The sequence below is a fragment of the Mesotoga sp. UBA5847 genome (assembly GCF_002432735.1).
GTDB lineage: Bacteria > Thermotogota > Thermotogae > Petrotogales > Kosmotogaceae > Mesotoga.
The window spans coordinates 1-23,790 of record NZ_DJGL01000090.1; the positions used below are offsets into that span (position 1 = coordinate 1).

The window sequence follows — 23,790 nt, forward strand, 5'->3', positions numbered from 1 at the left end:
CCCCTGGGCTACTCACCAGTTGTGAGTTGTGAGCAAAGGCCGGGGTCAGAGGTTTGAGAATAGATGTAGGAAGATCGAGATCGTTCAGAGAATCTAACAATGCGTCATGCTGAACTTGTTTCAGCATCTCTTAAGAACCGTCCTTCGTTGCACGTCCCGGATCATGGACCAGTCCTTGGATAACATCAAGCGAGAAAGAGCATTATCGAGAGTTCGCTCAATCACGAGAAGAGCGAGATTCTGAGCAGGATCATCTCAGAATGACGCGATGCAAGAGAAGGCTATCCTCCCATGTCACTCGTACACACTCCTTACTTCATAACCCGTAAGCCTGCCCTAAAATGCTCTTGTTTGGGGCTCCTGTTTGGGGGCTCTTTTTTTGGACTACTATTCAGGGTCATCCCGTGATGCATGTGCACGGGATCTCTTTCTTCATCTTCAATGGCAAAAGTGGGGATTAACCGATTCTTGGATTCTGTACTATTATTCACGGAGATCCTTACCAAGAGCTTGTCAGGATGACCTAGAGTGCGAGTATCTGCTTCTTCGTTCTTGGTTAGGGCAATGAAGCAAGAGCATCAGGATTCCGACCAGCTTTGTCGGAATGACGGAATGCGATGTTTTTGTTCAACCCCTGGCTTATAACTTAGAACTCACAACTTACAACTGATCTTTCAGCGTACAGCGGCTCTTGAGAAGCCAGTCACCTTTGGTGGCCAGTTCCGCTTCGCGGGCAAAACAAAAACAATCGAGAAAGAGAGCATAGAGAGGTTCGCTACGCTCACGAGAGAAGAGAGAGAGGGAAGTCAGTCTGCTGACGTAGGCTTCTTCTAAGTTTTGCAACTTGGAACTGACAACTTGCAACTGATCTTTCAGCGTATAGCGGATCTTCAAAAGCCAGTCACTGCAAGCTGTGGCGAGAAAAACTACAAGAATGCCAAACCGATTTGGCAAAGCCAGTTCTACTTCGCGGGCAAAGGAGCCGTTGCGTTCACGTGAAGATCGAGATTCTGACCTGAAGCTTTATCAGAATGACGGGATTTGACTTTTTCTTTACTTTAGGGCTTGCAACTTGCATCTTGGCACTTGCAACTGGTCTAGCTCTTGTCGGAGAACGGTGAACCGAGAACGGATAACCGGTTCTTATTCAGCTTGCAACTTGAAACTGACAACTTGCAACTGCTCCATCTCGAGGACGGCGGACCGTTGACGGGCAACGGTGTTTTTCATCAGCGACCAGCGGCTCTTGAGAAGCCAGTCACCTTTGGTGGCCAGTGTTTGCTTCGCAAAGGCCAGTCTCGCCTTAGGTGTGACTGGCCAGGCGAAGCCTGACTGGATTGCGTCAGCAGACTGGCGTGTTCTTGCCTTCGAATGCCTTGACTGAGTTGGGCTAACAAAGTAGAATGAATTCAGCAACGCTATATGCCGTTTTTGGAGGCGATTCTGATGTTGGTTTTAGCTCATAGGGGTATGGGGAAGGGCAGATACGAGAATACGCTGAAGTCTTTTGAGGAGGGTCTGTCCTTTGGCGCACATGGCATTGAGCTCGACGTAAGGCTTACGAAGGACGGCGCAGTGATCTTGAATCACGATCCCGATCTCAAGAGAACTATGGGATTGGATGTCAAGCTATCTGAAACGACACTGGACGAACTGGACAAGATGGACCTGATTGGATTTGATTCTCTAACTACTCTCGAAACGGTTTACAAAGAGCTCCCCGAAGAGACATTTATTGATGTCGAAATCAAGGCCGTTGAAGCCGTCCCTCAAGTAATAAAGATTATCAAGAGGTTTGATGCGGTTGAGAGAACAATGTTCTCCTCTTTTCATCATGATTGTTTGCTTGCATTCACCGAGGAGTTCTTCGGCAATCCAATGATTGCACCTATAATAGATAAAGAGATCCGCCAAGTCGGCGGCGAAGAGTATCTGGCGGGCGTCATAAAGAAGTACAAGCCCTACTCAGTAAATCTCAATAAAGATCTCTTCGAATATTTGGGACTGGAAAAGGGCCTCTCCATGTTGCGGAAGGTACGTGAAGGCGGAACCAAAATTTCACTCTGGACGCTGAACGATCAGAATTTGCTCCTCAAGGTCAGGGAAGTCTGCGACTTTTTGATCACTGACTGTTCTGATAAGATGAGGGAGGTAGTATGAAGAAAAATATACGCAAAAGCCTTATTGTCACCTTTCTAATCTTAACTTCACTGACGATGCTTCTTGTATCCTCTTGCGGAGAGAAGACAGTCCAGCCCGAAGAGCAAATATCGCTTTCTCGGGAAGAGATTCTTGCTCTTTCGGGAATTGAGGAGAGTGAGATCGATTTCAGAAAGGTCAAGCTAGACGTTTCAGGAAAACCTCAGCTTACTATTGCCGTTTACGACGGGGAAGGGAGAGAGATCTTCTCAAAGGACTTCCCTCAAAGTGAAGTTAAGGGAGGCTACGTTACGGTTGCAGTGATCAAATCAGAGGTACTCGATGCCTTGCGATTTCTATATGGCGTGACCGACTCGAAGGGAAGTTTCTTCCCAATAGTTCAGGACTTGCCGTACTTCCAGTATCAGAACGTTGTTGTCAACAACGCCGATGTTCCAAGAATATCTTCAAAAGGAGAGTTTAGATTGTCTAGCGTAACCTTCGGTCAGGAAAGGCAGGAGGTTTTTCTAAGAGTGAAGTAGACTCGATACTTCGGAAGGGGATTGACTTGAAAAGGCTTTTCGTGGTGGTGATTCTTATGGCTTCTTTAATGGCATTCGGAGCAAGCTTGCCCAAAGAAAGGATTCGAAGTGCCCTAAGTATTCTTCAAGAGCTTTCGGAAACGGAAGACAGTGGATCTTTTGCTGAGTTGATGAGTAAGTCTAGCGGAATAGTGATTTACCCTGAGATGGTGAAAGCCGCGCTTGGATTCGGCGGGCAGTTCGGAGAGGGTTTTCTGCTCAAGAGAGGAGAAGATGGCCGCTGGTATGGACCGTTGTTTCTCAAGCTGTACGGTATAAGCTACGGATTTCAGGCCGGCGTTCAAAAGAGCGGTCTGGTGCTTGTCATTATGAACGAGAAGGGCATTGAAGGTTTTCTAAGCAATAACGTTACCCTTGGCGGAAGCGCCTCGATTTCGGCCGGGCCTACGGGCAAGACCCTCTCTGCAGATACTGATTACAAACTAGAAGCTGCCATTTACTCTTATTCAGTTAGTAACGGCATCTTCGCCGGTGTATCACTGGGCGGTTCGATTGTACGCCAGGACACCGAAACAAACAGGGATTACTATGGGCTATCGCTTACTCCCACCGAGATTATTGAGAGGGAAGCAAGCGGAGTGGGAATCGAAGAGCTTGTTGGATTTCTCAATTCATTGATTGGCCCCAAAGAATAGCCTTGCGCTTTAGCAATAAGAAACTGCAATATTCCGAAAAGCAAATCGGGTCTCAACTTCGATGCTCAGGTTTGAGAGCTTCTGTTTTTTCGATATCCAGCCTTCACGTACTATAATGGCACCAAGGTAGTTCTTCCTTAGTGAGATAGGGTAGGTGAGGTTTTGAGACTTCTCTTGGTTCTGTTCATTGCTCTTGTAGCGGTTGGTCTCGCTGTGAATATCGAAACGATTGAGAGCCTCAAGGGCAGCTGCCATAGTGCGGATTCTAAGGGCTTTGAGATGGAAGGCGGCAGCTCCGCAACCGTTACTGCAATTCCCTATGAAGCCGTCTCGGAACTGGGCATCCCGATCGATGATCTAGTGGGGCTCTTGTTTTTTGAGCTGCCGGAGAACTCTTCGGAAGTATCGTTTCTAAATGTTACTGTGACAGGGAAATGCAAACGTGGCGAACCTGTGAACGGGATTTGGGCAGATCTTTATGTAATTGGGGAAGGGTTTCTTGTTCAAACTGCAAGGTATGATCCATTTATTCTGATAGATTCAAATAGACTAGTAGTTGCTCTTTCGAGTTATCTCGATACGTCAGTTTACTATTCGGTTGTTCTGAACGGAAGTAGAGCAACCTTCAAATGGGAGTTCAACGTTGACTAATGATGTAGTTAGACGATCGCATTCAGAGAATAGAGCGGAGAAAGTAAATGAGAAAGCTTAGCAGAAAGATCTCACTACAGTTCCTGCTCTTCGTTCTTGCGGTGCTAACTTTGCTTGTAACGTTGCTGGCGATCACTTTCATCCAAACAGCAACCGATGAGTACAAGAGCTATCTAACCGAAAAGAAACAGTCTGTCTTTCAGTGGTTCATAGATCTGCGCAGAGATCTGAAACTCTTTGTCGATCGTTACGCTCTCGAGCATGTCCTAGAAAGTGGGTATGACATTCTCGTTCAACTCGGTGATGAGAGAGAGATAATTCTTAACAGGTCGGCTCTTTCCGACGAAGAGATTGATAAGATCGAAAGGTCGGGAAACGGATTTAAGATGCTTGAAAGGCAGCTCGTGTACTTCTCTACAGTAGTCAGCAATGAAGTTCCGTACCTTGCAGGGATTATCTTCGACAACAACGATATCGAGAGTCTTTCGTCGTTTATCGGACAGGATGGGATTGCCTTCCTGCTAATCGGCGATTACTTTGTTATTCCGAGAGAGTTCTCGGACTCAGGATTATATGTGAGGACTGTTCTGGATGAGGAGAAGTGGTCGGAAGAGACACCTTTCACTGTCAGAGAACCCAGACCGACTTTCTCTTTCTTCTCGTCTGGTTCTCTGTTCATTGTGGACAAGGTCTCAATTGGGGGCGCAGATATCTATGTGCTGCAATCACAGGGCCTCCTCGTCAAGCTAAGAAACAGACTGCTTCCGATTATCAGCATCGTTGTCCTGGGTGTCTTCGGTTTTTCCTTCGTACTTTCATTCTCGCTAAACGCTCATATATCCAAAGCCCTTTCGGAATTGCTGAAGGGATTTGAGTCGATAAAGAAGGGGTCGTTTTCCAGAGTCAAAATCAATTCGAATGACGAGCTTGGCGAGATAGCCTCTGAACTCAACAACACCATGGTCTTCATAGAGAGGACACTGGACAGATTGAAGAATTCCAACGAGCTCCTGAGAAAAGTATCTAAAGAGGCCCAGCAGGCAAGTAAGATGAAATCGGAGTTTTTGGCGAACATGTCACACGAGATGCGGACTCCAATGAACGCTATCCTTGGGTTCGCCGAGCTTCTTATGAACGACGAGACGAACCTCGAAAAGATGAAATACCTTAAGACTATCTATAGAAGCGGTGAACACCTTCTAAGCCTTATCAACGATGTGCTTGATCTCTCCAAAATTGAAGCGGCCCGTTTCGACCTCATGATCTCCCCTTACAGCCCATCGAAACTTGTCAATGAGCTTACTGAAACTTACCTGCCGATGGCCTATTCTAAGGGTCTGCATTTTGCAAACAGCGTAACGGAAAGAGTCCCGGAGTATGTAGATGGTGACGAGTTCAGGATGAGGCAAATCCTGACCAATCTGATTTCCAACGGACTGAAGTTTACCGAGAAGGGATACGTCTCGATACTGCTTGATTATGATGGAAAGTATCTCATATATACCGTTCAGGATACAGGCTTCGGGGTCTCCAGGGACGAGCTGGAAGAGATATTTGAGCCATTCATTCAGGCAGACGGAACCATGTCCAGAAAGTTTGGTGGAACGGGTCTAGGTCTTGCAATAACCAAGAAGATAGTTGAGCTCATGGGGGGAACGATCAGATTCGAGAGTAAGGTTGGGGAAGGATCTAAAGTGACCGTCAGAATACCTTCGCAGGTTTCTAAAGAAGCTCCAAAACAAAAGGAGAGAGCCGAAATCCCTATGGCCGGAAAGGTCATTCTCGCATCTGACGATGACGATTTCTTGATTATTGTCGGCTCCATGCTAACGAGAAACGGCATTCATTATCAACCCGTCAAGAACCTTACAAATCTCTCCAGAGCGGTTAAGGATCTCGGCGCATCACTTGCGATCGTAGACACTCCAAAAAAAGCTAGCGAGGCCCTTACTGCCCTTGATGGTATCTACGACGCTTCAATTATCGCAATCACGGATGCTGCCAAAGACGAAGTCCAGTTCGGCGACAGAGTAGATGAAGTTATCCAGAAGCCGGTAAGAGAAGAGGAGCTGATGAAAAGTATAGGCAACTACTTCGAACTCGCTCCGAAAGCAGGCAGTGAGAAGTACAGGATTCTGCTGACCGAAGACAACGAGGCCAACCAGTTGTTGATAAAGGAAGTGCTGGAGAAAGCAGGATATTCGGTCGATCTGGCAAGCAATGGCAAAAATGCTGTTGAGATGATACGGAACAACAAGTACAATCTCGTTCTGATGGATATGCAGATGCCGATCATGGATGGATACGAAGCCACAAAGGTATTGAGAGAAGAGGGCTACAAGATTCCTATAGTAGCTCTGACTGCCCATACCATGCAGGGAGATGAGGAGAAAACCATAGAAGCCGGTTGTGACGGCTTCCTGGGTAAGCCCGTGAGTCAGTCTGATCTTCTCGAGGTAGTTCGCTATCATCTTGGCATCTATGGCAAGACCGGCAAAAAGAGAGATGGAGAACAGGCAAGATCTTACAAGGCCAAGCATACGCAAGACAGCATCTCTCTCTTCGCTAAGGATATGGGCTTGTCGTTCGAAGAGGCCTCGGCGATGTTCGAAGAATATGGGGAACACATCCACAAAACCATTGACGAGATTCAGAACGCTTTGGAAAGAAGAAACTTCGACTCCATCTCCAGAGACGGACACAGCCTCAAGGGCTCCGGAAGAATGTACGGCGTTGAAGAGCTGTCTGAAGTTGGATTCAAGCTTGAAACAGCAGGAAAGAGCGGAGACGACAAAACGATTGCAGACTGTATATTGGAGCTTAAGAAACTCTATAGAAAACTCTGGGCGTAGTGCTGGCCGAAGTAACCTGAGGACGTATCACTTTGTTTTTCTCGAAAGCTTCTCTGTCAACTTTGATTCAAGTCTGCTAGAGCTAAGAATCGCCGGTATTATTACAAGTGTGGACATAGAACTGATCGCCATATTAAAAATCGTTAGCAAACCAAATACCGAAAGGTTAGAAATCTCGAAAAAGCGAGAACTGCAATCCCGAAATCAGAGTCGCCGCATTCACCGGCAACGCATGGCCCCCGGTTCTTGAAGCTTTGCTAGAAACCTCCTGAAGACGCAGCCCCATCTTGAGATCTGATATTACTCTTTCGATGAAGTGGATCGCATAATCTATTCAGACTCCCACTGAAATGCTAGCCACGAGAACAGTTGCCGCATCAAGCGAGCCCCCTAGAATACCCATGGTCCCCAGACTGAACGTAACGGCAAAGAAAAGGGTAGCATGGCCATTGATCCCACCAGGAGAGAAGAAAACATGAGCGATACAAGCGACCATACGACCAGAACCGAGAATGCGAGACTGATCGCCTGGCTTCTGGAGAAACTCTCCATGTGAAGCTGAATAATACGGGGGTGTGCACTTAAGGGTGACGGTGAATTCCGCTGGAAGTATTTCCCTAAGGCCGTTCTCAACGCGGACAAGAGTTCGGGAGATGTCTCTTGCGTTGGTATTTCTTATGTAGGTGTGAATTGCTGCTCTTGACGAGTCTTGACTAACGGAGCCCTGATAACGGTCCCCGCAATCATACCTCTAAGAAGGTTCGGTTGCACTTGAGTCGGCAGGCCAGAATAGAAGCTCTCAATCAGATTTGCAAAAGTTGAGGTCTTCGAGAGAATATTAAAGCCCTCCAGGGAACTTTCCAGATCATTCAGAGTATCTATGAAGGCCGGTGTCAGTACACCGCCCGGCTGGTTTGAATCAACGACTTTCAGGAGGAAGGAGCAGCCACCATACCTTTCCTCAAAGGCCTCTACTTCCTTTGAGACTTCGTTCCCCTTCCTGAAATATTCCGAAAGATTCGACTTGAACTGCAAGTTAGCAATTCCAAACGCGCACAACTACCGCCAGAATTGACAGATATGTCACCGGTTTTCTGTGTCTGGATACTGAAAGAGAGAGTCTGTGGAGCAACCTTTCTATGAGCGGCTCCTTGAGTCCTCTTTAGGTGGCAATCACAAACCTAGTAGTTGGCAAGACTTTAATAAGCGCAAGGACGGCTAAGAGTGAGAATATCATAGCGTAGAGAATCCCGAATACGCTGAAATAACCGAATTCATGCATTAGAATCACGCTTGAGAAGGCGAGAGAACCAACCCCCCCGCTGTGGTTAGCGAGGTCATCACAACCGGCAGAATCATTGATTTCATCGTCTGCATTATCGCCTCCCTCTTTACCGAGCCCCTCAAGATCTCCACTCTGTACCAGCTGAATATGTGAATACTGTCGGGGCAGCCCATGGCTATCAAAAGAATTGGAAGAACTGCACTCACAATAGTGAGTGGAGTATCCGTCACTGCCATTAGTCCGAGAGTCACCGTCACACTTGAGAGCACTGTGATTGCCGGTGTTAGAACACCGCAACACTCCTGAAAGTGAGAAAAGTCACGAGAAAGGCAATGACTATGGCTATCGGAAACAGCAGGAGAACATCTGCAATGACAGTGTTGTCAACTGAATAACCCAGAAATAGTTCGCCCGTCAATCTAAATCTGTCCGCGCCACACTGTGAATCGAGTGTCTTCTGAATTCCCTGAATAGCCGTTTTTCCCCTGCTGCCCAGTCCGCCTAGTACATACAGTTTCACGAGGGCGGCGTCGCCTTTTGAGCTTGCCGCGAAGTAGCTATCAAAACTCTTTTCGAGCAACTTCCTGAAAGCCTTGACTTCCTCGACCGTAAGTGGAACCTGGTCGTAACCGGAACTGTCCTTATGGCCAGACCCTGAAGAGTGATATAGGTTGTATCAAGAGGGCTCAGAGCCCTCGAAACATTTGGAATTTGTCTTATGGTCGAGATTGTCTCGGAGAGTTTCCGCCATGAGGCGGGATCATCCATGTTTCTTAGAAGCGCAAGGTACAGCGGCTCCCAGACAGAGAACTCTCTGGCGGCCAGTTCATTCTCCCTTATGACTCCCTCGGAGTCCGAGGCAAGATTGTCGATATTTGTTTCAAATCTCAATGAAGTAACCCTCAATCCGAAAAGAACTGTGATAGAAAGAAACGCAAGAATTGCCAACTATGGAAAGGTTATGCTGAAAGGCATCAGTCTTTCCGATGCTTTCAAAAAGATTCGGGTTATGAATGGCTGCTTCCCGGCCTCTAGTCTTTTCAGCTTCTCCAGCCCCCCAAAGAGGCGGTCGATTATTGATATGATACCATTGAGAATGTAGGTTGAAACATTTCGTCCTTGATAGTGATCGGCTTTCAACGTGTTGGAAATAAAAGCGACCTTCCAGGGTTCGCGGAGCTTTGGATCAACGTTTATTCTAGAGCAGTTAATATGGAGGGAGATGCAGGTTGGATATTGCCGGAAGAATCAGAGGTGGTCTTCTTCACCTCCCTGAGTTCAGTTGCAAACTCCTCTTTTGATGCATCGTTTTTGCTTTGAGTAGCTTCAGTCATGTTATATTGATTAGTCGGATAGTTAGCCCGGGATAGAGGAAAGTGAAGGGGATCATGGACCCGGCCCGAAGTTTTGGGCTTCCACAGAGGTTTTTCCTATAAGGGAGGAGAGATATATGAGCACAGTCTATTTCACGGATATCGATACTACTCCGCAGATGGGGCTCCTGAAAAAGGTTGAGGCTCTTCTAAAGAGAGCGAAACTTGAAGAAGTGGTGGAAAAGAACAGGCTGGTTGCCGTTAAGCTCCACTTTGGAGAGTACGGAAATCTCGCATACATCCGTCCAAACTTTCTGAAGGTTATAACGGATCGGATCAAGGAACTGGGAGCCGTGCCTTTTTTGACAGATGCCAACACCCTTTATAAGGGCAGCAGATCCAATGCTGTAGACCATATGAAAACCGCTTCACTGAACGGCTTCACGATGGAATCTGTGGGTGCTCCAGTTGTAATTGCAGATGGCTTGAGAGGTTCAGACGAGATTGAAGTGGAGATTGACGGCGAGTACATAAAGAAGGCGAAAATAGCATCGGCAATCGCTCTGGCTGACTCCCTGGTAGTCGCAAGTCATTTCAAAGGACATGAACAGACGGGATTTGGGGGAGCTCTTAAGAATATCGGAATGGGAGCAGCCTCAAGAGCGGGAAAGATGGAACAGCACTCCGAATCTAAGCCCGTTGTTAGAGAGTCAAGATGTGTGGCCTGCAGAATGTGCGAAAGGAACTGCCCAACAGGAGCAATCACCGTTGAGAGAGTCGCAAGAATTGACTATGAGCTCTGCATTGGCTGCGGTCAATGCATCGCTATGTGCAACTATGGCGCGATGACGGCCGGACCTGGAGGAACCCCCGAATCGCTGAGCAAGAAGATCGCCGAATACGCTCTCGCCGCTACGAAGGGTAAGAAGGCCCTTTACATCTCCTTCATCAACAATGTATCACCCGATTGCGATTGCTGGCACATAAACAGGCCCCCGGTGGTTGATGATATTGGAATAGTCGCCAGTAGAGATCCCGTTGCACTGGACAAGGCATGCATAGATCTTGTAGTAGCAAAGCTGGGATACGATCCTTTCGAAAGGGCCCACCCCGGTATCACATGGAGTTATCAACTTGAACACGCTGAGAAGATCGGCCTTGGCAAGACAGAATACAAACTCGAGAAAGTAGCCTGTTTCGGTGGGTAATAGTTCCGTGTTTGATCAGAGACCCGGCTCTTGGATCAGAGTGGCTCCTCTACAAGTTCTCGAATAATCGTGCTCAGTGTTTCAAAGCTGAATTTCCGGCTTCCTAGCTCGAAATTGCTTTCTGTTACTTCCCTGTATCTCTCCGGATCGAAGAGAAGTCCGAGCGTATCCTCGCTCGCTCTCTTTAGATTGAGTTCTGGAACTTCAACCAGTCCTTCTATATAGCTGTACTGATCGCCTAGATCCACAAAGGAGATTCCACTGTCCTGAATATCGCTCTTGAAGACACTGTATCTAAAGAGGGCAATCGGTTTTCTGGCGAAAAGGGCTTCTAAAAGCTGATTACCCCAGCCTTCATAAACGGTTGGATATACCACGATATCTGCGATACTATACGATTCGAAGAATGACTGCTGAATCGATGATGTCAGAGAAGAGATATCGATTACTTCAACACCCAACCTTGAAGCGAGACTATCCAGCTTATTTCTGTAATTCAAAGACTGTTTCTCCGTCAACCCGGTCAAGACAAGAACCGTCCTTCCGGTGAAAACCTTATTGCTGTACAACTTCTTTCCGACAAAACCCTCTGCAATCTTTCTAAACTCGGCCGTGAGCCTTATTGCTGTCTCAACCGCCTTTCTCTCTGTTATCCTTGTCGCCTGTAGAAATACGATGTCTCCATCGTCTATCCCGGCTGCGCTTCTAAATTTCCGATTGTTCTCTTCCGACACCCAGCTCATACAGCGAAAGTCCATAACATTCGGCACGACCGTGGCCCGAATGCCTCTCCTTGCCAATAGGTCTGAAGCGGAGATCGAGTTTATTGCCAAGTTCCTCACGTTCTCAAGATCCGGCGGGAAGTTGTTATTCAGTAATTCCATGACACTTCCGTATGGGCTTCTGTAGTAAGGGCGGTCCCACCAGAAATCGTGATTGTGGGAGATGAAGGACTTTCCGCTCTCCTCAGCAAAGTCGTGCAAAGCCAACCCCGAAGGTATTGACCACCCGAGAGACCAGATATTGTTTGGAATCACAAGATCGTATCCAGAGAGAGCGTATCTGAAACTGCCGAGAATCTGAGAGGTCCGTATTGAAAGCTCCTCACGAATCTCCCTTTCGGTAGCCGGTTCATGGCCGTAGAGCTTCAAATTCAGCTTCTCATTTGCCTCGTCGTTGTACTCGATCTCGGGAATAATTACATCTACTCCCGGGGCAGCATTCCCGGCGACAATATCCACCTCATGTCCCATTCCGGTAAGTACTTTCTTCCACTTCTCCATTTCCAGAGAGACGCCGTCCATCAAACCAGCCCTATAATGAATCAATCCTATTCTGATAGAAACACCCCATTTCTAAAAGCATATTTCGATACCAATATCCTACATTCCCACTCCAATGTCAATAGAATGGTAGCAAGCACGTATCGTTTTGTAACCGGTGACAAAGATGCTAGAATCCATTGAGTTTTTCCAGCTGAAACTGGTCAAAGTTTCTTGCAGGCATAGGAATAGAGGTGATGTTTTGAAGAGTGGTGTGGTGCTCTCCGGATGCGGAGCAGAAGACGGAACGGCAATCGATGAAGCGATACTGACCTTTCTTGCTCTGGAAAGAGCGGGAGCAGAGATCATCTGTGTTTCCCTTGACAAGGATCAATACGAGGTATTCAATCATCACACGAGGAAGTCGGCAGAACTTGATCAGAAGAGGAATCAGCTCATAGAATCGGCCAGAATTCTGAACCGCCCGGCGAAAAATATAGAAACAATCACTGAAGATGAGTTCGACCTGCTTGTCATTCCTGGTGGAAATGGTGTACTCAAGAATCTATCAACCTTCGTGGACGAAGAGGATCAGTTCAGAGTGAACAACGGGCTACAAAAACTTCTTGCCGGCTGTTTCATCAAGAAGAAGCCTATGGGCGCGATCGGAGAAGGGGTCTTTCTGATCGAAAGATCTCTGAAGGGCATTGCCGAAAACCTAGTAATCACGGCTTCCGGAAACACAAGTGAGAGAGTGAATGTAGTTGAAAGGCTTGCGATCGATCACGTTCCTTGTGAAAAGGGAGAAGTCTGCATCGACAGATCTAGCAGAGTCGTCACGGCCTCGCTTTTAGAACATGGAGAGAGTCTTCTGGAGAAGAACTCTACCATCGAGAAACTCGTCGAAAAGCTTTTGGAAATGCTATGAGAGAAATCAGCGGCAGGCAACTTACTCACTCCGTTTTTTTAAAACCTGTAAAGAGAAACTCATTCACTCCGAAGACAACCAAGGCTATCAAGAAAGGAGCGATGTAAAAAACTATCCTGTAGAGAATGAGCGTGGCCATCAGAGCATCTGCCTGATAGGCGGGGGAGAGAATGACAATCGTGAGTGCTTCGAAGACTCCCAAGCCACCCGGTACCTGACTCGAAAGGCCGGCGAACTGTGAAAGGAGGAAGACGCCAAGCACCTCGAAATAACCGGTTCCAGCGGGTAGAAGCATGAATAGCACGCCGGCAGATAGCAGCCAGTCAAAAACCGATATTCCGGTCTGAACTAGAGTGAAAGACCTTCCTGGAAGAGTGAAGCTCCTACCCTTGATTCTGAACGGACGCTGCCTGAGACTCACAAGAAGAAAGTAAAGCACATACAAACCGACACAGACTACTCCGATGACCTTGAGCGATCCGAAGGGCACCGTTACGGCTTTCTGAAGAACCGGGGGCCATACTGTGAATAGTATCCCTGAAAGAGCGAAGAAACCAAGCCAAAAAGTTAGATAGTTGAGGATTATTATTGCGAGAATCTTCCCTCCTGAGATGCCCCACTTCCCATATAACCTGAAGCGGACGCTTGTGCCCGAAAGAAACGTGAAACCGATATTCTTGCTGAAAGTGTATCCAACGAACGAAGCAAGAGCCGTCGAGCTGATCTTCAATTTTGCTCCTGCTCTTCTGGAGGCGATCAGGTCGTAAAAGGTGAGGTTGAGATAAGTAAGAAAGGTCAAAAAGATAGCCAAAACGAACCTTGAAGCGGGAATCTCCCCGACCTTTGCGAAGATGTCGCTTAGTGTGTATCGTCTCAACTCGCTGACTAGAACGAATACCGAAACACTGAATAATGCGATTCCCAGAAAGGGTAAAAGCTTTCTGAAAGAGAGCACAAATCTGTTCAGAGTACTCACTAGAGAATCACTTTTGGGACTCTCACCCTTACGGTTACCAGAGGATTTACCACTTGACTTATCATCAAATCACAGCAGACACTCGTAAGCATGTAAGCCTTCTCTCTGGGAATAGACTTCCAGTCGGAGATGAATTCAATAGCTCTCTTAACTGCTCCATGGCTTGCTTCTTCCAGTGTCTTCGCACTGAAGAGAAGATAGAAGGCCTCCTCGTTTTCGACCGTGGGACTGTCGACGGGCATCTTATCTATATCCACCGTTAGCTTCACATTGGCTCTTATTTCGATTCCGGATCCGCCGACTTCTCCGTCTCCCATCCTTGCGTGGACGTCTCCGAGCGAGAGATTTCCTCCCTTAACGAACACCGGCAGATATACTCTCGACCCTGCTACTATATCCCGGGTATCGAGATTTCCTCCGTGCCTTCCCGGAGTTGTACAGGGAATCGACTTATCTGCAGGTGAATTGCCGATAACGCCTATCATCGGCTTTATCTCAATTCGCTCTCCCATGAACGACGCGTAATTGCCCTGAATCTTCACTATCTCGGTAACACAGCTCTTTGAAACATTTTTGACCGGTCCCCAGGCAGGGCAGGTCTCGACGACTCCCTGATCGTCCAGCTCTATGCTCTCTATACTGACTACTATCGTGTCACCCGGCGTCGCTCCCTTCACTGCGATGGGCCCGGTGGCCGGATTTACATGAGTAAAGTCGAAGTCTCCCCCAACGGTCTGAGACTCTGAAACGATCTTATGGCAGAAGCAATCCTCCGTCTCCACAATTACCGTATCACCCGGGCTCACCTCCAGAACGGGCTTGTGTTCAGGCGACATATCGTACACTACTCTGTCTCTTCCAATTCTGTGTAACACGGGACGCACCTCCATTGACTGATATTGTCTCAATACTACCTCGACGTTGTATTAATCCAAAGAGATATCATATGTTTATTATAATCAGGGAGACCAGCACCATTCCCAAGGAAATCATCTCAAGCTTTTTGAGCTTTTCGCCGAAGATCAACAGACTCCCCAAACTTATCATGACTACGCTGCCGGCACTGTATATGGGGAAAACCACCGAACCCTTTATTTCCTCAAGGGCCATTATGAGGAAGAACGAAGAAAAGAGATTGGGAAGCCCCACAATCAGCCCTACAAAAGCTTCTCTTTTCATTGCCGGTTTTCCAGACTTCTTTAGAAAGATCGCGCTTATTATGAAGGCGCTGGCAAAGACGCTGAAGAGAAAGATGCTTTTGTAACCGCCCACGGTGTAGTTCTGGAAGAGCTTATTCATGAATTCGGCAAGTCCTCCAGTAATAAACAACATAATTAGAGCAGGTTTGAAGTTTCTTCTGGTTGATCCGAATGGGTTGTTTACAAGAATTATTGAGAATATCGCGAGAGATATCCCGACCCACTGGATAGCTTCAGGGTATTCCTTCCACACCAGAAGCGACAAAAGCATTGGGATTAGAATTCCCAGTTTGCCGAAAGCACCGGAAAGACTTGCCCCGCTCTCTTTAACGCTCTTCTGATAGAAGAGGAACGAAAGAAAGAAGAAAAGCCCCGCTACCGGCCCCAGCGATAAGCCCCAGACGGCGCTGCTGGTAAGGCTGAAGACTTCACTCCCCTTTACTATTACTTCGTTCAAAGAACCTCCACCCGGACCTAGAGCAGGCCGTTCTATCACAATCATGACAAGAGCTATAAGAAAGGCACTTAAGTAATTGTAGGTAGTAACCGCAAGTCTGTTGTAGCTCTTTCCCTCGGTCACCTTGAAAACCATAGCTATCGAAGAACTGGATAGAATCGCCAGCAGAAGATAGATCACTTCACCCTCCCTAACCGATATAACTGTCTCTATGATCGAACGGTGTAATATATTCTTAGCAAGCAAATCAATTATGCCACAGTTCTCCATACGGGATGGTGATTAGATAGCCGAAAGATTGATCGAAGTCTTCACGGGATAAGATCCCGAAGAAAATCTCAGAGAAATGCTGGAAGAGAAATCAGTCATCGGATACTGGACAGTCAAGACCTCAGAAAAGTTGTGGCAAACGAAGATACTCGCGCTAGCCGAAAACAGCGAGAAGATTCTCTACTCACTTGATCGGCGTTTTGGCCAGGGCGATACTCCTTTTCTTCGTCAACATTGTCTGCATAAACCTCGCCTCGATAATCACATTTAGGCTTCAAGGGATAGGACCGCGCTCATGGTGGGAGGCGAACAAGGCAGGTAAAGCCGTCAAGGTGACGATAATTGGCTGGCTGGTCGTTCTTGGATTACTTGCGCTGTCCTTATTCCTGAGCAAGGCACTGTAAGAGGGTAACATATGTTACCGCTCAGAAGCCAAATTTCGGCTAAGATAATACTAGATCAAAAGCGAGGTGATGGAGATGCGGAAAAGCTCAATAGAAAAAGGGAAAGTCGTGCTTGACAAGTCAGGTCTCAAGGGTCGGATTATCTACGACAAAGAGACTGCACAGGCAGTCATTATAGATATTAAAAGGGGAAACGAGTTAGCCGAGCACAAGACTCCGGTAGATGTATTCATTCTAGTTCTAGCCGGAAAGGGAATAATCACTGTCGGCGAAGAGAAGTACGAGGTAACGAAAGACGACATCATAGACAGTCCGAAAATGATCCCGCACGGAATAATCAATACCGGAGAGGAGCCGATGCGCGTTCTGGTAGTGAAGGCGCCGCATCCATAGACATTAATGCCGGGTCTGACTTTTTCGACCCGGCATTTGATTTGTAAAGCCTTCAGTTCATCGCGGAACAGAATTTTCCAGCTATATCGTCGGAGTTCTGATTATAGGTCTGCTTCCTCTGTTTATGCCGTTCTTCTCATAGATCATTATCTCAAAGGGAATCCTGAAACTGAGTAGACCCAACGCATCCTTCATGCTCCCAAGGCTTCTGTCCCTCGAAAAGTTGATCAGCGTTATACCCTCTTCCCAGGCGCATCTGTGAATCTTTCTTACGGTCCTTCTGGCGCTTCGGATATCGCCCCAGTCAAAGAGAAGAACGTCCCAGGACCTCAATCGCTCATTCATCCTCGGAATCCTTACCAGCGGCGAAAGAGTTCTCTGAGCCAGAAGCTGGAATGCCCTCAATCCCTTTGAAAGTCGCGTAATTCCGAAATCCTGCTCGCCGCTCGTGTCGAGAACCAGGGCGGACGCCCCTTCCGTCTTGAACAACCTCAATCTTTTCTCTGCAACCATAGACTCAAAGGCCTTCGTACCCTGAAGGAGGAAGTCACGATCCTTCTCGAGAGGTCTGTACAGGTCCAATATTGTTTCGAGGTCTACCTCCCTTTCCACAAAAACCGACTTCTCCCGGGAGGTCTTCCTCACCGGACAGGCGAAGAAGTCCAGTGTAGCCGTAGTCGAGAAACCCATGTGTTCCAAGATCTTCTTCGAGGCAACGTTGTCGGCCTTGACCGACGCATATCCGAAATCGAAATCCGTGGGGCCAAGGAGATTCTGCAGTTCCTGGATGATCGATCTAAGCCAGCGGGCGACCTTGAGCCTGTATTTCGGATTGGTGCGCAGTCCGAAGAGATATATTGCTTTCTTGATTTCCCCATTGACTATCAATCTGTCGATTCCAACACCGATGCATCCGATAATGTCGTATGCGTCTTCGGCAATCATAATAAAGCCCTCTTCAAAGTACTTCAGTCTTTCAAAGAAGTCTTTTCTGAAAGCGACGAGCCAGATATTCCCCTCCTGAGCCGATTCTTGCTCTATCTTGAGGAGCCTTTCGTTGTCATCGATTGTGGCGAACCTTACATGTATGTTTCCTGCGTTTTTGTTTTCCATCAACGACTCATATCTTCAGGTGGGAATCGAACCATTCCAGTATTGCCCTCAAACGCTTTTCCCTGTGTACGGGGAGGCCTCCTCTGGAAAGCTCGTGGTTCTCCTTAGGGAAGAGCACCATTTTGGCCTCTTTTCCGAGATACCTTAACGCCGTGAAGAACTGCATCGCTTCGGGGACCCAGCATCTGTAGTCTTCAAGGGAGTGAATGAAAAGAATCGGAGTGACGACGTTGGGCGCCGACATCAGAGGAGACTGTCTGAGATAACCCTCGAGGTTGTCGAAGAAATCGCCGCCGGTCTGGTCGCTTGCAAAGAAGTATCCGATATCTGTGGTGCCGAAGAAGGAAATCCAGCTCGAGATAGACCTCTGAGAGACGGCAGCCTTGAAGGCGTCCGTATGTCCTACAATCCAGTTTGTCATAAAGCCGCCGTAAGAACCTCCGGTGACTCCAAGCCTATCCTCGTCAACGAAATCATATTCGTTTATGACGTACTCGACGATCTCCATTATGTCTTCAAAATCCCTTTCCCCGTAGTGACCCCTTATGTCGGCGAAGTCGGTTCCGTAACCGGCGCTTCCCCTCGGGTTGCAGTAAATAACTGCGTACCCTTCAGAGGCTAGAGTCTGGAATTCATGTACATATCCGCCGCCGTATGCCGTCTTAGGACCTCCGTGGATCTCCACGACTGCCGGGTACTTCTTGCCTTCCTCAAAGTCTACGGGCTTCATTATCCAGCCTTCGATCTCCTGCCCGTCGGAGGCCTCCACTTCGAAGCTTTCAGGTTTCGACAGCTTAAGACCTTTCATCCATGAGTTGAAGTTTGTGAGCTTCTTCCTCTTGCCTTTGACAAAAGAGTAGATCTCAAGCGGCTCGATCGTCGTCATCTCAGAAAGGAGAAGCACTTCGCCTGCGATATCGAAGCAGTCAATGCTCCCCAAAGAGACAGCGATTTCCTCTACCTTTCCCTCTTTATCCATAGAAATCAGCTTTATTTGAGATCCCGCAGTTACCAGTGAAAACAGCTTACCTTCCATAACCTTCATGGAAGTGTTCGGCGACACACCCCTCACATCGCTGTTCAGGCTGTTGCCCAAGTACAGGTCCAACTCTCTGGCAACTATATTAAGCGTAAGAGATTCCAGATCTACATGGACAATGAAGGGATTGGTCGGGAAGCCTTTTTCAAAGTCGGTTGCGACAGCGAATAGCTCGCGTTCGCTCGACCACTGGCAGTGATAGAATGAGAGACTCTCGTCTCCGATTCTCTTCGCCAATCCGTTCTGCAAATCGAGGATGTAGAGACTGCTCCATATCGGCCTCTTCTCCATATCTTCGGTCGTCATCACCGCGACTCTCTTTCTCTCGGGAGATACAACAATGTTTTCGATATCGCCTCCAACGGCTTCAACCGGTTCCATCTTTCCGTTTTCGAGTTTCATCTTATACAGACGGCCTACTCTGTTCTCCGTGAATCCAACACCGTTAGAGACAAATGGTATTTTGTCTATCTCGTAAACCTTCTTCTCTGGCGGATCGTCTTCTTCCATCTTCTCGGGATCTTCCCCGGGCGCATGCTTCGTTATGAAGAGAATCGTCTCCGAATCGATCCACGAAACAGAGGAAAATCCTCCTTTGAGAGTCTTCACCAGTCTGCTTTCCCCGCCCTCAAGGGGCAGAAGATAAAGCCCGGATCCTTTCGCGTCCTTGTCTCTTCTCGAGACAAAGAGAATGCTCTTGCCGTCTGGACTGACGGCGGGGGAACCGTCCTTCCCGCCCCGGGTCAGCTGACGGATTTTCCCATTTTTCATGTTGCCCGACCAAATGTTGCTTTCGTACCGGTTCTCCTTCTTGTCTATCGTCTTTCTTACAAAGACAAAGTTTTCCCCGTCGGGAAAGATGTGAAGATCGCCCACAGTGGAGTATTTGTATAGATCCTCAAGCTTCAGCTTCTTCAACTAGATCACCCCTTTCAGAATCATTTTACCAGAATGGCGGCTTTTCCTTCTCGACTTCCATGTGATGCTAGAATTATAGGGAATGAGAGGTGTAAGAGATGATACTAGTGACCCACTTCGATCCCTTTGGAGGAAGTAGAATAAATGCATCACAGATAGTCGTGCAGCTTCTCGCAGATATGAGAGAAGACATCGAGCTCATGAGCCTTCCAACGATCTTCGGCGACGCCTTTTCTCGACTGAGGCAGCGTTTACTGGACGGCGTCCCGGAGGCGTTGATTATGGTCGGCCAGGCGGCCGGGAGATCTCTCATCACTCCGGAGAAGGTTGCGATCAACTGGAAGGAATCGGCGACTCCAGACAACAACGGATTCATTGCGACAGGGGAGAAGATTATATCTGTCTCTCCCGACGCATATTTCTCGAAGCTTCCGGTCGACCGGATTGTCTCGAAGCTGAAGGCTGAGGGCCTTCCCGTCGAAAAATCCTTCTCGGCAGGCGCATTTGTCTGCAACTATCTCTTTTACAGGTGTATGGATTTTCTGACGAAGAAAGGCATAAACATACCCTCCGGATTTGTACATATACCTTGCATTCCCGAACAGATAGGTCCGGGAGAAGACAGACCTGCAGTAGAGGCGGAAGTCTCGGCTAGGGTCCTTTCGAGGATAATAGATCTTGCACTGGAGGAGAATAGATGAGAATAGGCGGCGTTCCTCTCAACATCGTCTGGGAGTCTCCGGAGATCAACATGAAGATAATCGAAAGACTTTTCGCAGGGGCCTCGGCGGCCGGGGTCGAGCTGATTGTCTTTCCTGAAGCTACCTTGAGCGGGTTCACTCGTAACGCAGAGAGAGCCTATGTGAAAGATGCGTGTGATTTCTTCAAGAAGCAGGTAGATTACTGGGGTATTCCAGCTGTCTACGGTTTCATAGACAAAAGAGAATCGAAATTCTACAACTGCGCCGCTTTTCTCGCTTCGGGCTCGGAACCTTTGATATATCGAAAGAGAAAGCTTTTTTCATACGGAGGAGAGAATACAGTTTACACCCCCGGTGATTCCAATCTCTCTTTCGCGATGAAAGAGATACAGTTCTCTCTGAATATCTGCTATGACCTTCGTTTTCCTGAGCTCTTCAGGGCTAACTTGCCTGCAGAGGTCATGATAGTGATTGCCAACTGGCCGGAAAAACGGGCAAATCACTGGCAGGCTCTTCTTAAGGCAAGGGCAATCGAGAATCAGTCATTTGTTCTGGGGCTAAATAGAACGGGGGTCGACGGCAACGGCATCGAATACGACGAAGCCTTTTCCGTCCTCTTCGATCAAGACGGTAACGAGGTACCTTTTGAAGCCGAGAAGGGATTGCTTCTTTGGGAACTGGACTATGAGAGACTGAGTATTCTAAGAGACTGGCGGGAAAGATTCCCCGCACTCAAAGACATTTAGACATATCCTTTCTTGCCGTTGCAAATCTTAATGACGTCTATTCCCGCTGAAGTATCTCCTTCTTGAAGAAATCATCTATATTATGCACTGATATATTCGTGAACATCTTCTCATCGATATCGACAACTACTCCATCAGAACAAGGCCCCATGCAGTGAGAACCCTTGATTGTTGTGAATCTACTCAAACCGTGTTCGGTCACTAACTCTACCAGTCTCTTGGAGACTTCGGGAGAACCCTTCATAAGACAGGCGCTTCCCATGCATACTCTTATAATCACCCGCATTCCCTCCATTTGTGACTTCTTTCACAACTAATTATAGCCTATGCCTCAAGAGATTTGAACGGAAAACTGTAATCGCTTTCTCGAATATTTCACACTATTGCTGTTATTATTTCTTCGTGGGGGAAAACACATGAAGGTTCTGGTTGTAGAAGACGAGCGTGACCTGGGAAGACTCCTCAAGGAGTTCCTGGAGAGAGAGGGTTTTGTTGTCGAGACCGCTGCGGACGGTGAAGAAGGACTTTACATGGCTACCAGCGGTCCGTTTGATGTCATTGTTCTCGATATTCTGCTTCCAAAACTGAACGGATGGCAGGTGCTGGAAGGGATCAGGAGTTCTGGGAGCAAGATACCTGTGCTCATGTTGACCGCCTTGGACGGCATAGAGGACAAAGTAAAGGGTTTCTATCTGGGAGCCGACGACTACCTCTCCAAACCCTTCGACATCCGCGAACTAGTTGTAAGAATTCAGTCGTTGCTAAGAAGGAGCCAGCCGGTCGGAACTCCTTCAAGCATTCTGAAGGTTGGAGACCTCGCTCTGGATATGTCGCTCAAAACGGTGATGAGGGGAAACGAAAGGATAGCGCTCCGAAAGAAGGAGTACCAGATTCTTGAATACCTCATGCTTAACAGCGGCAGGGTAGTCCCGAAAAGCGAGCTGGAAGAGCATCTTTGGAACGAAGACGACGAACTATGGTCAGATGTCATAAGAAGCCATATCAAGAACCTCCGCAAGAAGATTGACGGTGGTCACAAGAAGAAGCTGATAAAGACAGTCAGAGGTATGGGATATGAGATCAGTGACAGGTGAAGAGCTTTCTTTCAAGAAGGCAAAGAGGAGATGGACACTGTTCTTCACGCTGGTCGTCGTTACTCTCGTCTCCGTTCTCAGCCTTCTTATCTTTGTGCTTGCTCTAAGACTTGAAGGAAGAGCCGAAATAATCGGACTGAACAGAATTGCCGACAGAATCGAGTCTAGAATAGGCAGGGCTCCTGCAGTAGCAGTCGAGCGGATGATCAGAAACTATTCCGGGAATCTCGACATCTTCACCGCAGATGACGAAATTCTTGAGTTTATAACTCCCTCAGGCGAAATCCTACTGCAGCTTGGAGGAGCAATAATCAGTGACATACCGATTGCAGAGGGCACCTCGAGAGTGGAGGCAATCGACTATGGAGAATCCGAGCACGAGTACACCGTTCTGACCAGAGAGATAAGAGGGATTGCAGGGCAGCCCGTCTTCTTCCTTAGAGTCGGAAAATCAACTGAGGGACTCAGTGATGGGCTGAAGAGCCTTCTGTTTTCGCTGCTTCTTCTTGTCCTGATGGTTGCCGTAATCTCCTGGGTGGCCGGTATGACTCTCGCAAGATATGTTTTGACTCCTTTGAAAGAGAGTTATGAAAGACTCCAGCGCTTTACCGCCGATGCCTCTCATGAGCTGAAAACACCACTCACAATTCTCAGATTGGGCGTAGATATGCTCAAGGAGAGAAAGCTGGAGAAAGAATCGATGGAAAAGATCGATATGATTGATGGGGCGACCAGAAGTATGCAGAACGTTGTGAACAAGCTGCTCCTTCTCGCGAGAGTGCAGACCGAAAAGAAGTTAGAGATTGCCCCTGAAGATGTGGAGCTAGGAGTTTTCCTCGCTGAACTGAAAGAGTATCATCGTCCTCTTGCAGAGTCAAGGGGAGTTCGCATTCTCGTTGAATCTCGCGATGATGTTGTTCTGAAAACTTTCCCAGACAATCTCAAAGTTGCGGTCGCGGCAATTCTAGAAAACGCAATCAAATTCACTGAAGAAAACAGCGATGTCACCATAAACGCCTTCGAGAGTGAAGGATTTGCCCTCATTCAGATAAGTGATCTCGGTTCAGGCATAGCCGACTCTGAAAAGGAAAGAGTCTTCGAACGCTTCTACAAAGCAGATGAATCCCACAAAAGCTCGGGAAGCGGAATGGGTCTCTCAATAGCTCGGGAGATAATCGGCTCTCTTGGGGGCGAAATCACAGTCAGAAACCATGCCGACGGAGGAAGCACATTCGAAATACGGATACCATTAAGAAAACACAAATAGGCTCTTCCTTCACTCCGTCGTTGGATAAAGTTGAAAGCTGAATAAGAACCGGTTATCCGTTCTCGGTTCACCGTTCTCCGACAAGAGCAAGACCGGACCAGTTGCAAGTGCCAGCCTGAAATAAACGTCACATCCCGCCATGCTGAAATTGTTCCAGCATCTAGCTCTGAAGAGCCGTCCTTCGTNNTCACGAGAAGAGCGAGATTCTGAGCAGAATCATCTCAGAATGACGCGATGCGAGAGAAGACTGTCATCCCAAGTCACTCGTGCAAACTCCTTACTTCATCATCCCGTAAGGCTGAGCGAAATGTCTCTGTTTGGGGCTACTGTTAAGGGCC

Annotated in this window: 24 protein-coding genes; 14 read left to right on the plus strand and 10 right to left on the minus strand. The window is 47.7% G+C overall.

Annotated elements, in window-relative coordinates; translation table 11 throughout:
- Window positions 1-1,446: 1,446 nt before the first annotated feature.
- The 5 genes from B3K91_RS11370 to B3K91_RS11390 all read left to right on the plus strand — a co-directional run bounded on the left by B3K91_RS11370 (window position 1,447) and on the right by B3K91_RS11390 (window position 6,879).
- Complete coding sequence (locus tag B3K91_RS11370) at window positions 1,447-2,160, plus strand: glycerophosphodiester phosphodiesterase family protein (RefSeq protein ID WP_292590024.1); 714 nt, start codon at window positions 1,447-1,449, stop codon at window positions 2,158-2,160.
- Window positions 2,157-2,681 (plus strand): hypothetical protein, encoded by a 525-nt coding sequence (locus B3K91_RS11375; protein ID WP_103133766.1) that lies wholly within the window; start codon window positions 2,157-2,159, stop codon window positions 2,679-2,681. Before B3K91_RS11370 ends, B3K91_RS11375 begins: the two co-directional genes overlap by 4 nt.
- 26 nt (window positions 2,682-2,707) lie before the next feature.
- The gene (locus B3K91_RS11380; protein WP_292590021.1) at window positions 2,708-3,376 is read left to right on the plus strand and encodes a lipid-binding SYLF domain-containing protein; all 669 of its coding nucleotides are present in this window, start codon (window positions 2,708-2,710) and stop codon (window positions 3,374-3,376) included.
- A gap of 162 nt (window positions 3,377-3,538) precedes the next feature.
- Window positions 3,539-4,027 carry a hypothetical protein gene (locus tag B3K91_RS11385; RefSeq protein ID WP_292590019.1) on the plus strand — a complete coding sequence of 163 codons (489 nt, stop codon included), beginning with the start codon at window positions 3,539-3,541 and terminating at the stop codon, window positions 4,025-4,027.
- 47 nt (window positions 4,028-4,074) lie between these two features.
- The gene (locus tag B3K91_RS11390; protein ID WP_292590017.1) at window positions 4,075-6,879 is read left to right on the plus strand and encodes a hybrid sensor histidine kinase/response regulator; all 2,805 of its coding nucleotides are present in this window, start codon (window positions 4,075-4,077) and stop codon (window positions 6,877-6,879) included.
- 675 nt (window positions 6,880-7,554) lie between these two features.
- On the opposite strand, the gene B3K91_RS11395 is transcribed toward B3K91_RS11390, so the two are convergent.
- The 3 genes from B3K91_RS11395 to B3K91_RS11405 form a co-directional block, all read right to left on the minus strand.
- The gene (locus B3K91_RS11395; RefSeq protein WP_292592038.1) at window positions 7,555-7,938 is read right to left on the minus strand and encodes a hypothetical protein; all 384 of its coding nucleotides are present in this window, start codon (window positions 7,936-7,938) and stop codon (window positions 7,555-7,557) included.
- Between the two features lie 228 nt (window positions 7,939-8,166).
- Entirely contained in the window at window positions 8,167-8,439 is a 273-nt protein-coding gene (locus B3K91_RS11400; RefSeq protein ID WP_292590035.1) for a hypothetical protein, read from the minus strand.
- 8 nt (window positions 8,440-8,447) lie between these two features.
- Entirely contained in the window at window positions 8,448-8,744 is a 297-nt protein-coding gene (locus B3K91_RS11405) for a hypothetical protein (protein WP_214061371.1), read from the minus strand.
- A 186-nt stretch (window positions 8,745-8,930) separates the two neighbouring features.
- On the opposite strand from B3K91_RS11405, the gene B3K91_RS11410 reads away from it, so the two are divergent.
- Entirely contained in the window at window positions 8,931-9,266 is a 336-nt protein-coding gene (locus B3K91_RS11410; RefSeq protein ID WP_214061370.1) for a hypothetical protein, read from the plus strand.
- Window positions 9,267-9,614: 348 nt separating this feature from the next.
- Entirely contained in the window at window positions 9,615-10,685 is a 1,071-nt protein-coding gene (locus B3K91_RS11415) for a DUF362 domain-containing protein (protein ID WP_214061369.1), read from the plus strand.
- Between the two features lie 35 nt (window positions 10,686-10,720).
- Here the strand turns inward: B3K91_RS11415 and B3K91_RS11420 are convergent, their stop codons facing one another.
- Complete coding sequence (locus B3K91_RS11420; protein WP_292590011.1) at window positions 10,721-11,989, minus strand: glycosyltransferase family 4 protein; 1,269 nt, start codon at window positions 11,987-11,989, stop codon at window positions 10,721-10,723.
- A gap of 220 nt (window positions 11,990-12,209) precedes the next feature.
- Here B3K91_RS11420 and B3K91_RS11425 point away from each other — a divergent pair, with 220 nt between their 5' ends.
- A complete protein-coding gene (locus B3K91_RS11425; RefSeq protein WP_214060666.1) occupies window positions 12,210-12,875 on the plus strand; it encodes a DJ-1/PfpI family protein in 666 nt (221 codons plus the stop codon).
- Between the two features lie 25 nt (window positions 12,876-12,900).
- Here B3K91_RS11425 and B3K91_RS11430 read toward each other — a convergent pair whose 3' ends face one another.
- The 3 genes from B3K91_RS11430 to B3K91_RS11440 all read right to left on the minus strand — a co-directional run bounded on the left by B3K91_RS11430 (window position 12,901) and on the right by B3K91_RS11440 (window position 15,687).
- Window positions 12,901-13,851: a lysylphosphatidylglycerol synthase domain-containing protein gene (locus tag B3K91_RS11430; RefSeq protein WP_292590009.1), complete on the minus strand. Its 951-nt coding sequence runs from the start codon at window positions 13,849-13,851 to the stop codon at window positions 12,901-12,903.
- The gene (locus tag B3K91_RS11435) at window positions 13,851-14,726 is read right to left on the minus strand and encodes an acetamidase/formamidase family protein (protein WP_292590008.1); all 876 of its coding nucleotides are present in this window, start codon (window positions 14,724-14,726) and stop codon (window positions 13,851-13,853) included. The genes B3K91_RS11430 and B3K91_RS11435 overlap by 1 nt, the downstream gene beginning before the upstream one ends.
- A gap of 67 nt (window positions 14,727-14,793) precedes the next feature.
- Entirely contained in the window at window positions 14,794-15,687 is an 894-nt protein-coding gene (locus B3K91_RS11440) for an EamA family transporter (protein WP_214060906.1), read from the minus strand.
- Between the two features lie 278 nt (window positions 15,688-15,965).
- On the opposite strand from B3K91_RS11440, the gene B3K91_RS11445 reads away from it, so the two are divergent.
- Entirely contained in the window at window positions 15,966-16,181 is a 216-nt protein-coding gene (locus tag B3K91_RS11445) for a hypothetical protein (protein ID WP_292590006.1), read from the plus strand.
- Between the two features lie 75 nt (window positions 16,182-16,256).
- On the plus strand, window positions 16,257-16,574 hold the full coding sequence (locus tag B3K91_RS11450) for a cupin domain-containing protein (protein ID WP_292590005.1): 318 nt from the start codon (window positions 16,257-16,259) through the stop codon (window positions 16,572-16,574).
- Between the two features lie 81 nt (window positions 16,575-16,655).
- Here B3K91_RS11450 and B3K91_RS11455 read toward each other — a convergent pair whose 3' ends face one another.
- Window positions 16,656-17,687 (minus strand): GNAT family N-acetyltransferase, encoded by a 1,032-nt coding sequence (locus tag B3K91_RS11455; protein ID WP_214079481.1) that lies wholly within the window; start codon window positions 17,685-17,687, stop codon window positions 16,656-16,658.
- Window positions 17,688-17,694: 7 nt separating this feature from the next.
- Window positions 17,695-19,644: a S9 family peptidase gene (locus B3K91_RS11460; RefSeq protein WP_214059859.1), complete on the minus strand. Its 1,950-nt coding sequence runs from the start codon at window positions 19,642-19,644 to the stop codon at window positions 17,695-17,697.
- Window positions 19,645-19,742: 98 nt separating this feature from the next.
- Between B3K91_RS11460 and B3K91_RS11465 the strand changes: the two genes are divergently transcribed.
- Both B3K91_RS11465 and B3K91_RS11470 read left to right on the plus strand, forming a co-directional pair.
- Window positions 19,743-20,345, plus strand: a complete 603-nt coding sequence (locus tag B3K91_RS11465; RefSeq protein WP_292590004.1) for a pyroglutamyl-peptidase I — start codon at window positions 19,743-19,745, stop codon at window positions 20,343-20,345.
- Window positions 20,342-21,091: a nitrilase-related carbon-nitrogen hydrolase gene (locus B3K91_RS11470; protein ID WP_292592029.1), complete on the plus strand. Its 750-nt coding sequence runs from the start codon at window positions 20,342-20,344 to the stop codon at window positions 21,089-21,091. Before B3K91_RS11465 ends, B3K91_RS11470 begins: the two co-directional genes overlap by 4 nt.
- 37 nt (window positions 21,092-21,128) lie before the next feature.
- Here B3K91_RS11470 and B3K91_RS11475 read toward each other — a convergent pair whose 3' ends face one another.
- On the minus strand, window positions 21,129-21,371 hold the full coding sequence (locus B3K91_RS11475) for a (2Fe-2S) ferredoxin domain-containing protein (RefSeq protein ID WP_214079442.1): 243 nt from the start codon (window positions 21,369-21,371) through the stop codon (window positions 21,129-21,131).
- Window positions 21,372-21,507: 136 nt separating this feature from the next.
- Between B3K91_RS11475 and B3K91_RS11480 the strand changes: the two genes are divergently transcribed.
- Both B3K91_RS11480 and B3K91_RS11485 read left to right on the plus strand, forming a co-directional pair.
- A complete protein-coding gene (locus B3K91_RS11480; RefSeq protein WP_214079441.1) occupies window positions 21,508-22,185 on the plus strand; it encodes a response regulator transcription factor in 678 nt (225 codons plus the stop codon).
- Window positions 22,166-23,452: a sensor histidine kinase gene (locus B3K91_RS11485; protein WP_214079440.1), complete on the plus strand. Its 1,287-nt coding sequence runs from the start codon at window positions 22,166-22,168 to the stop codon at window positions 23,450-23,452. Before B3K91_RS11480 ends, B3K91_RS11485 begins: the two co-directional genes overlap by 20 nt.
- Window positions 23,453-23,790: the final 338 nt, after the last annotated feature.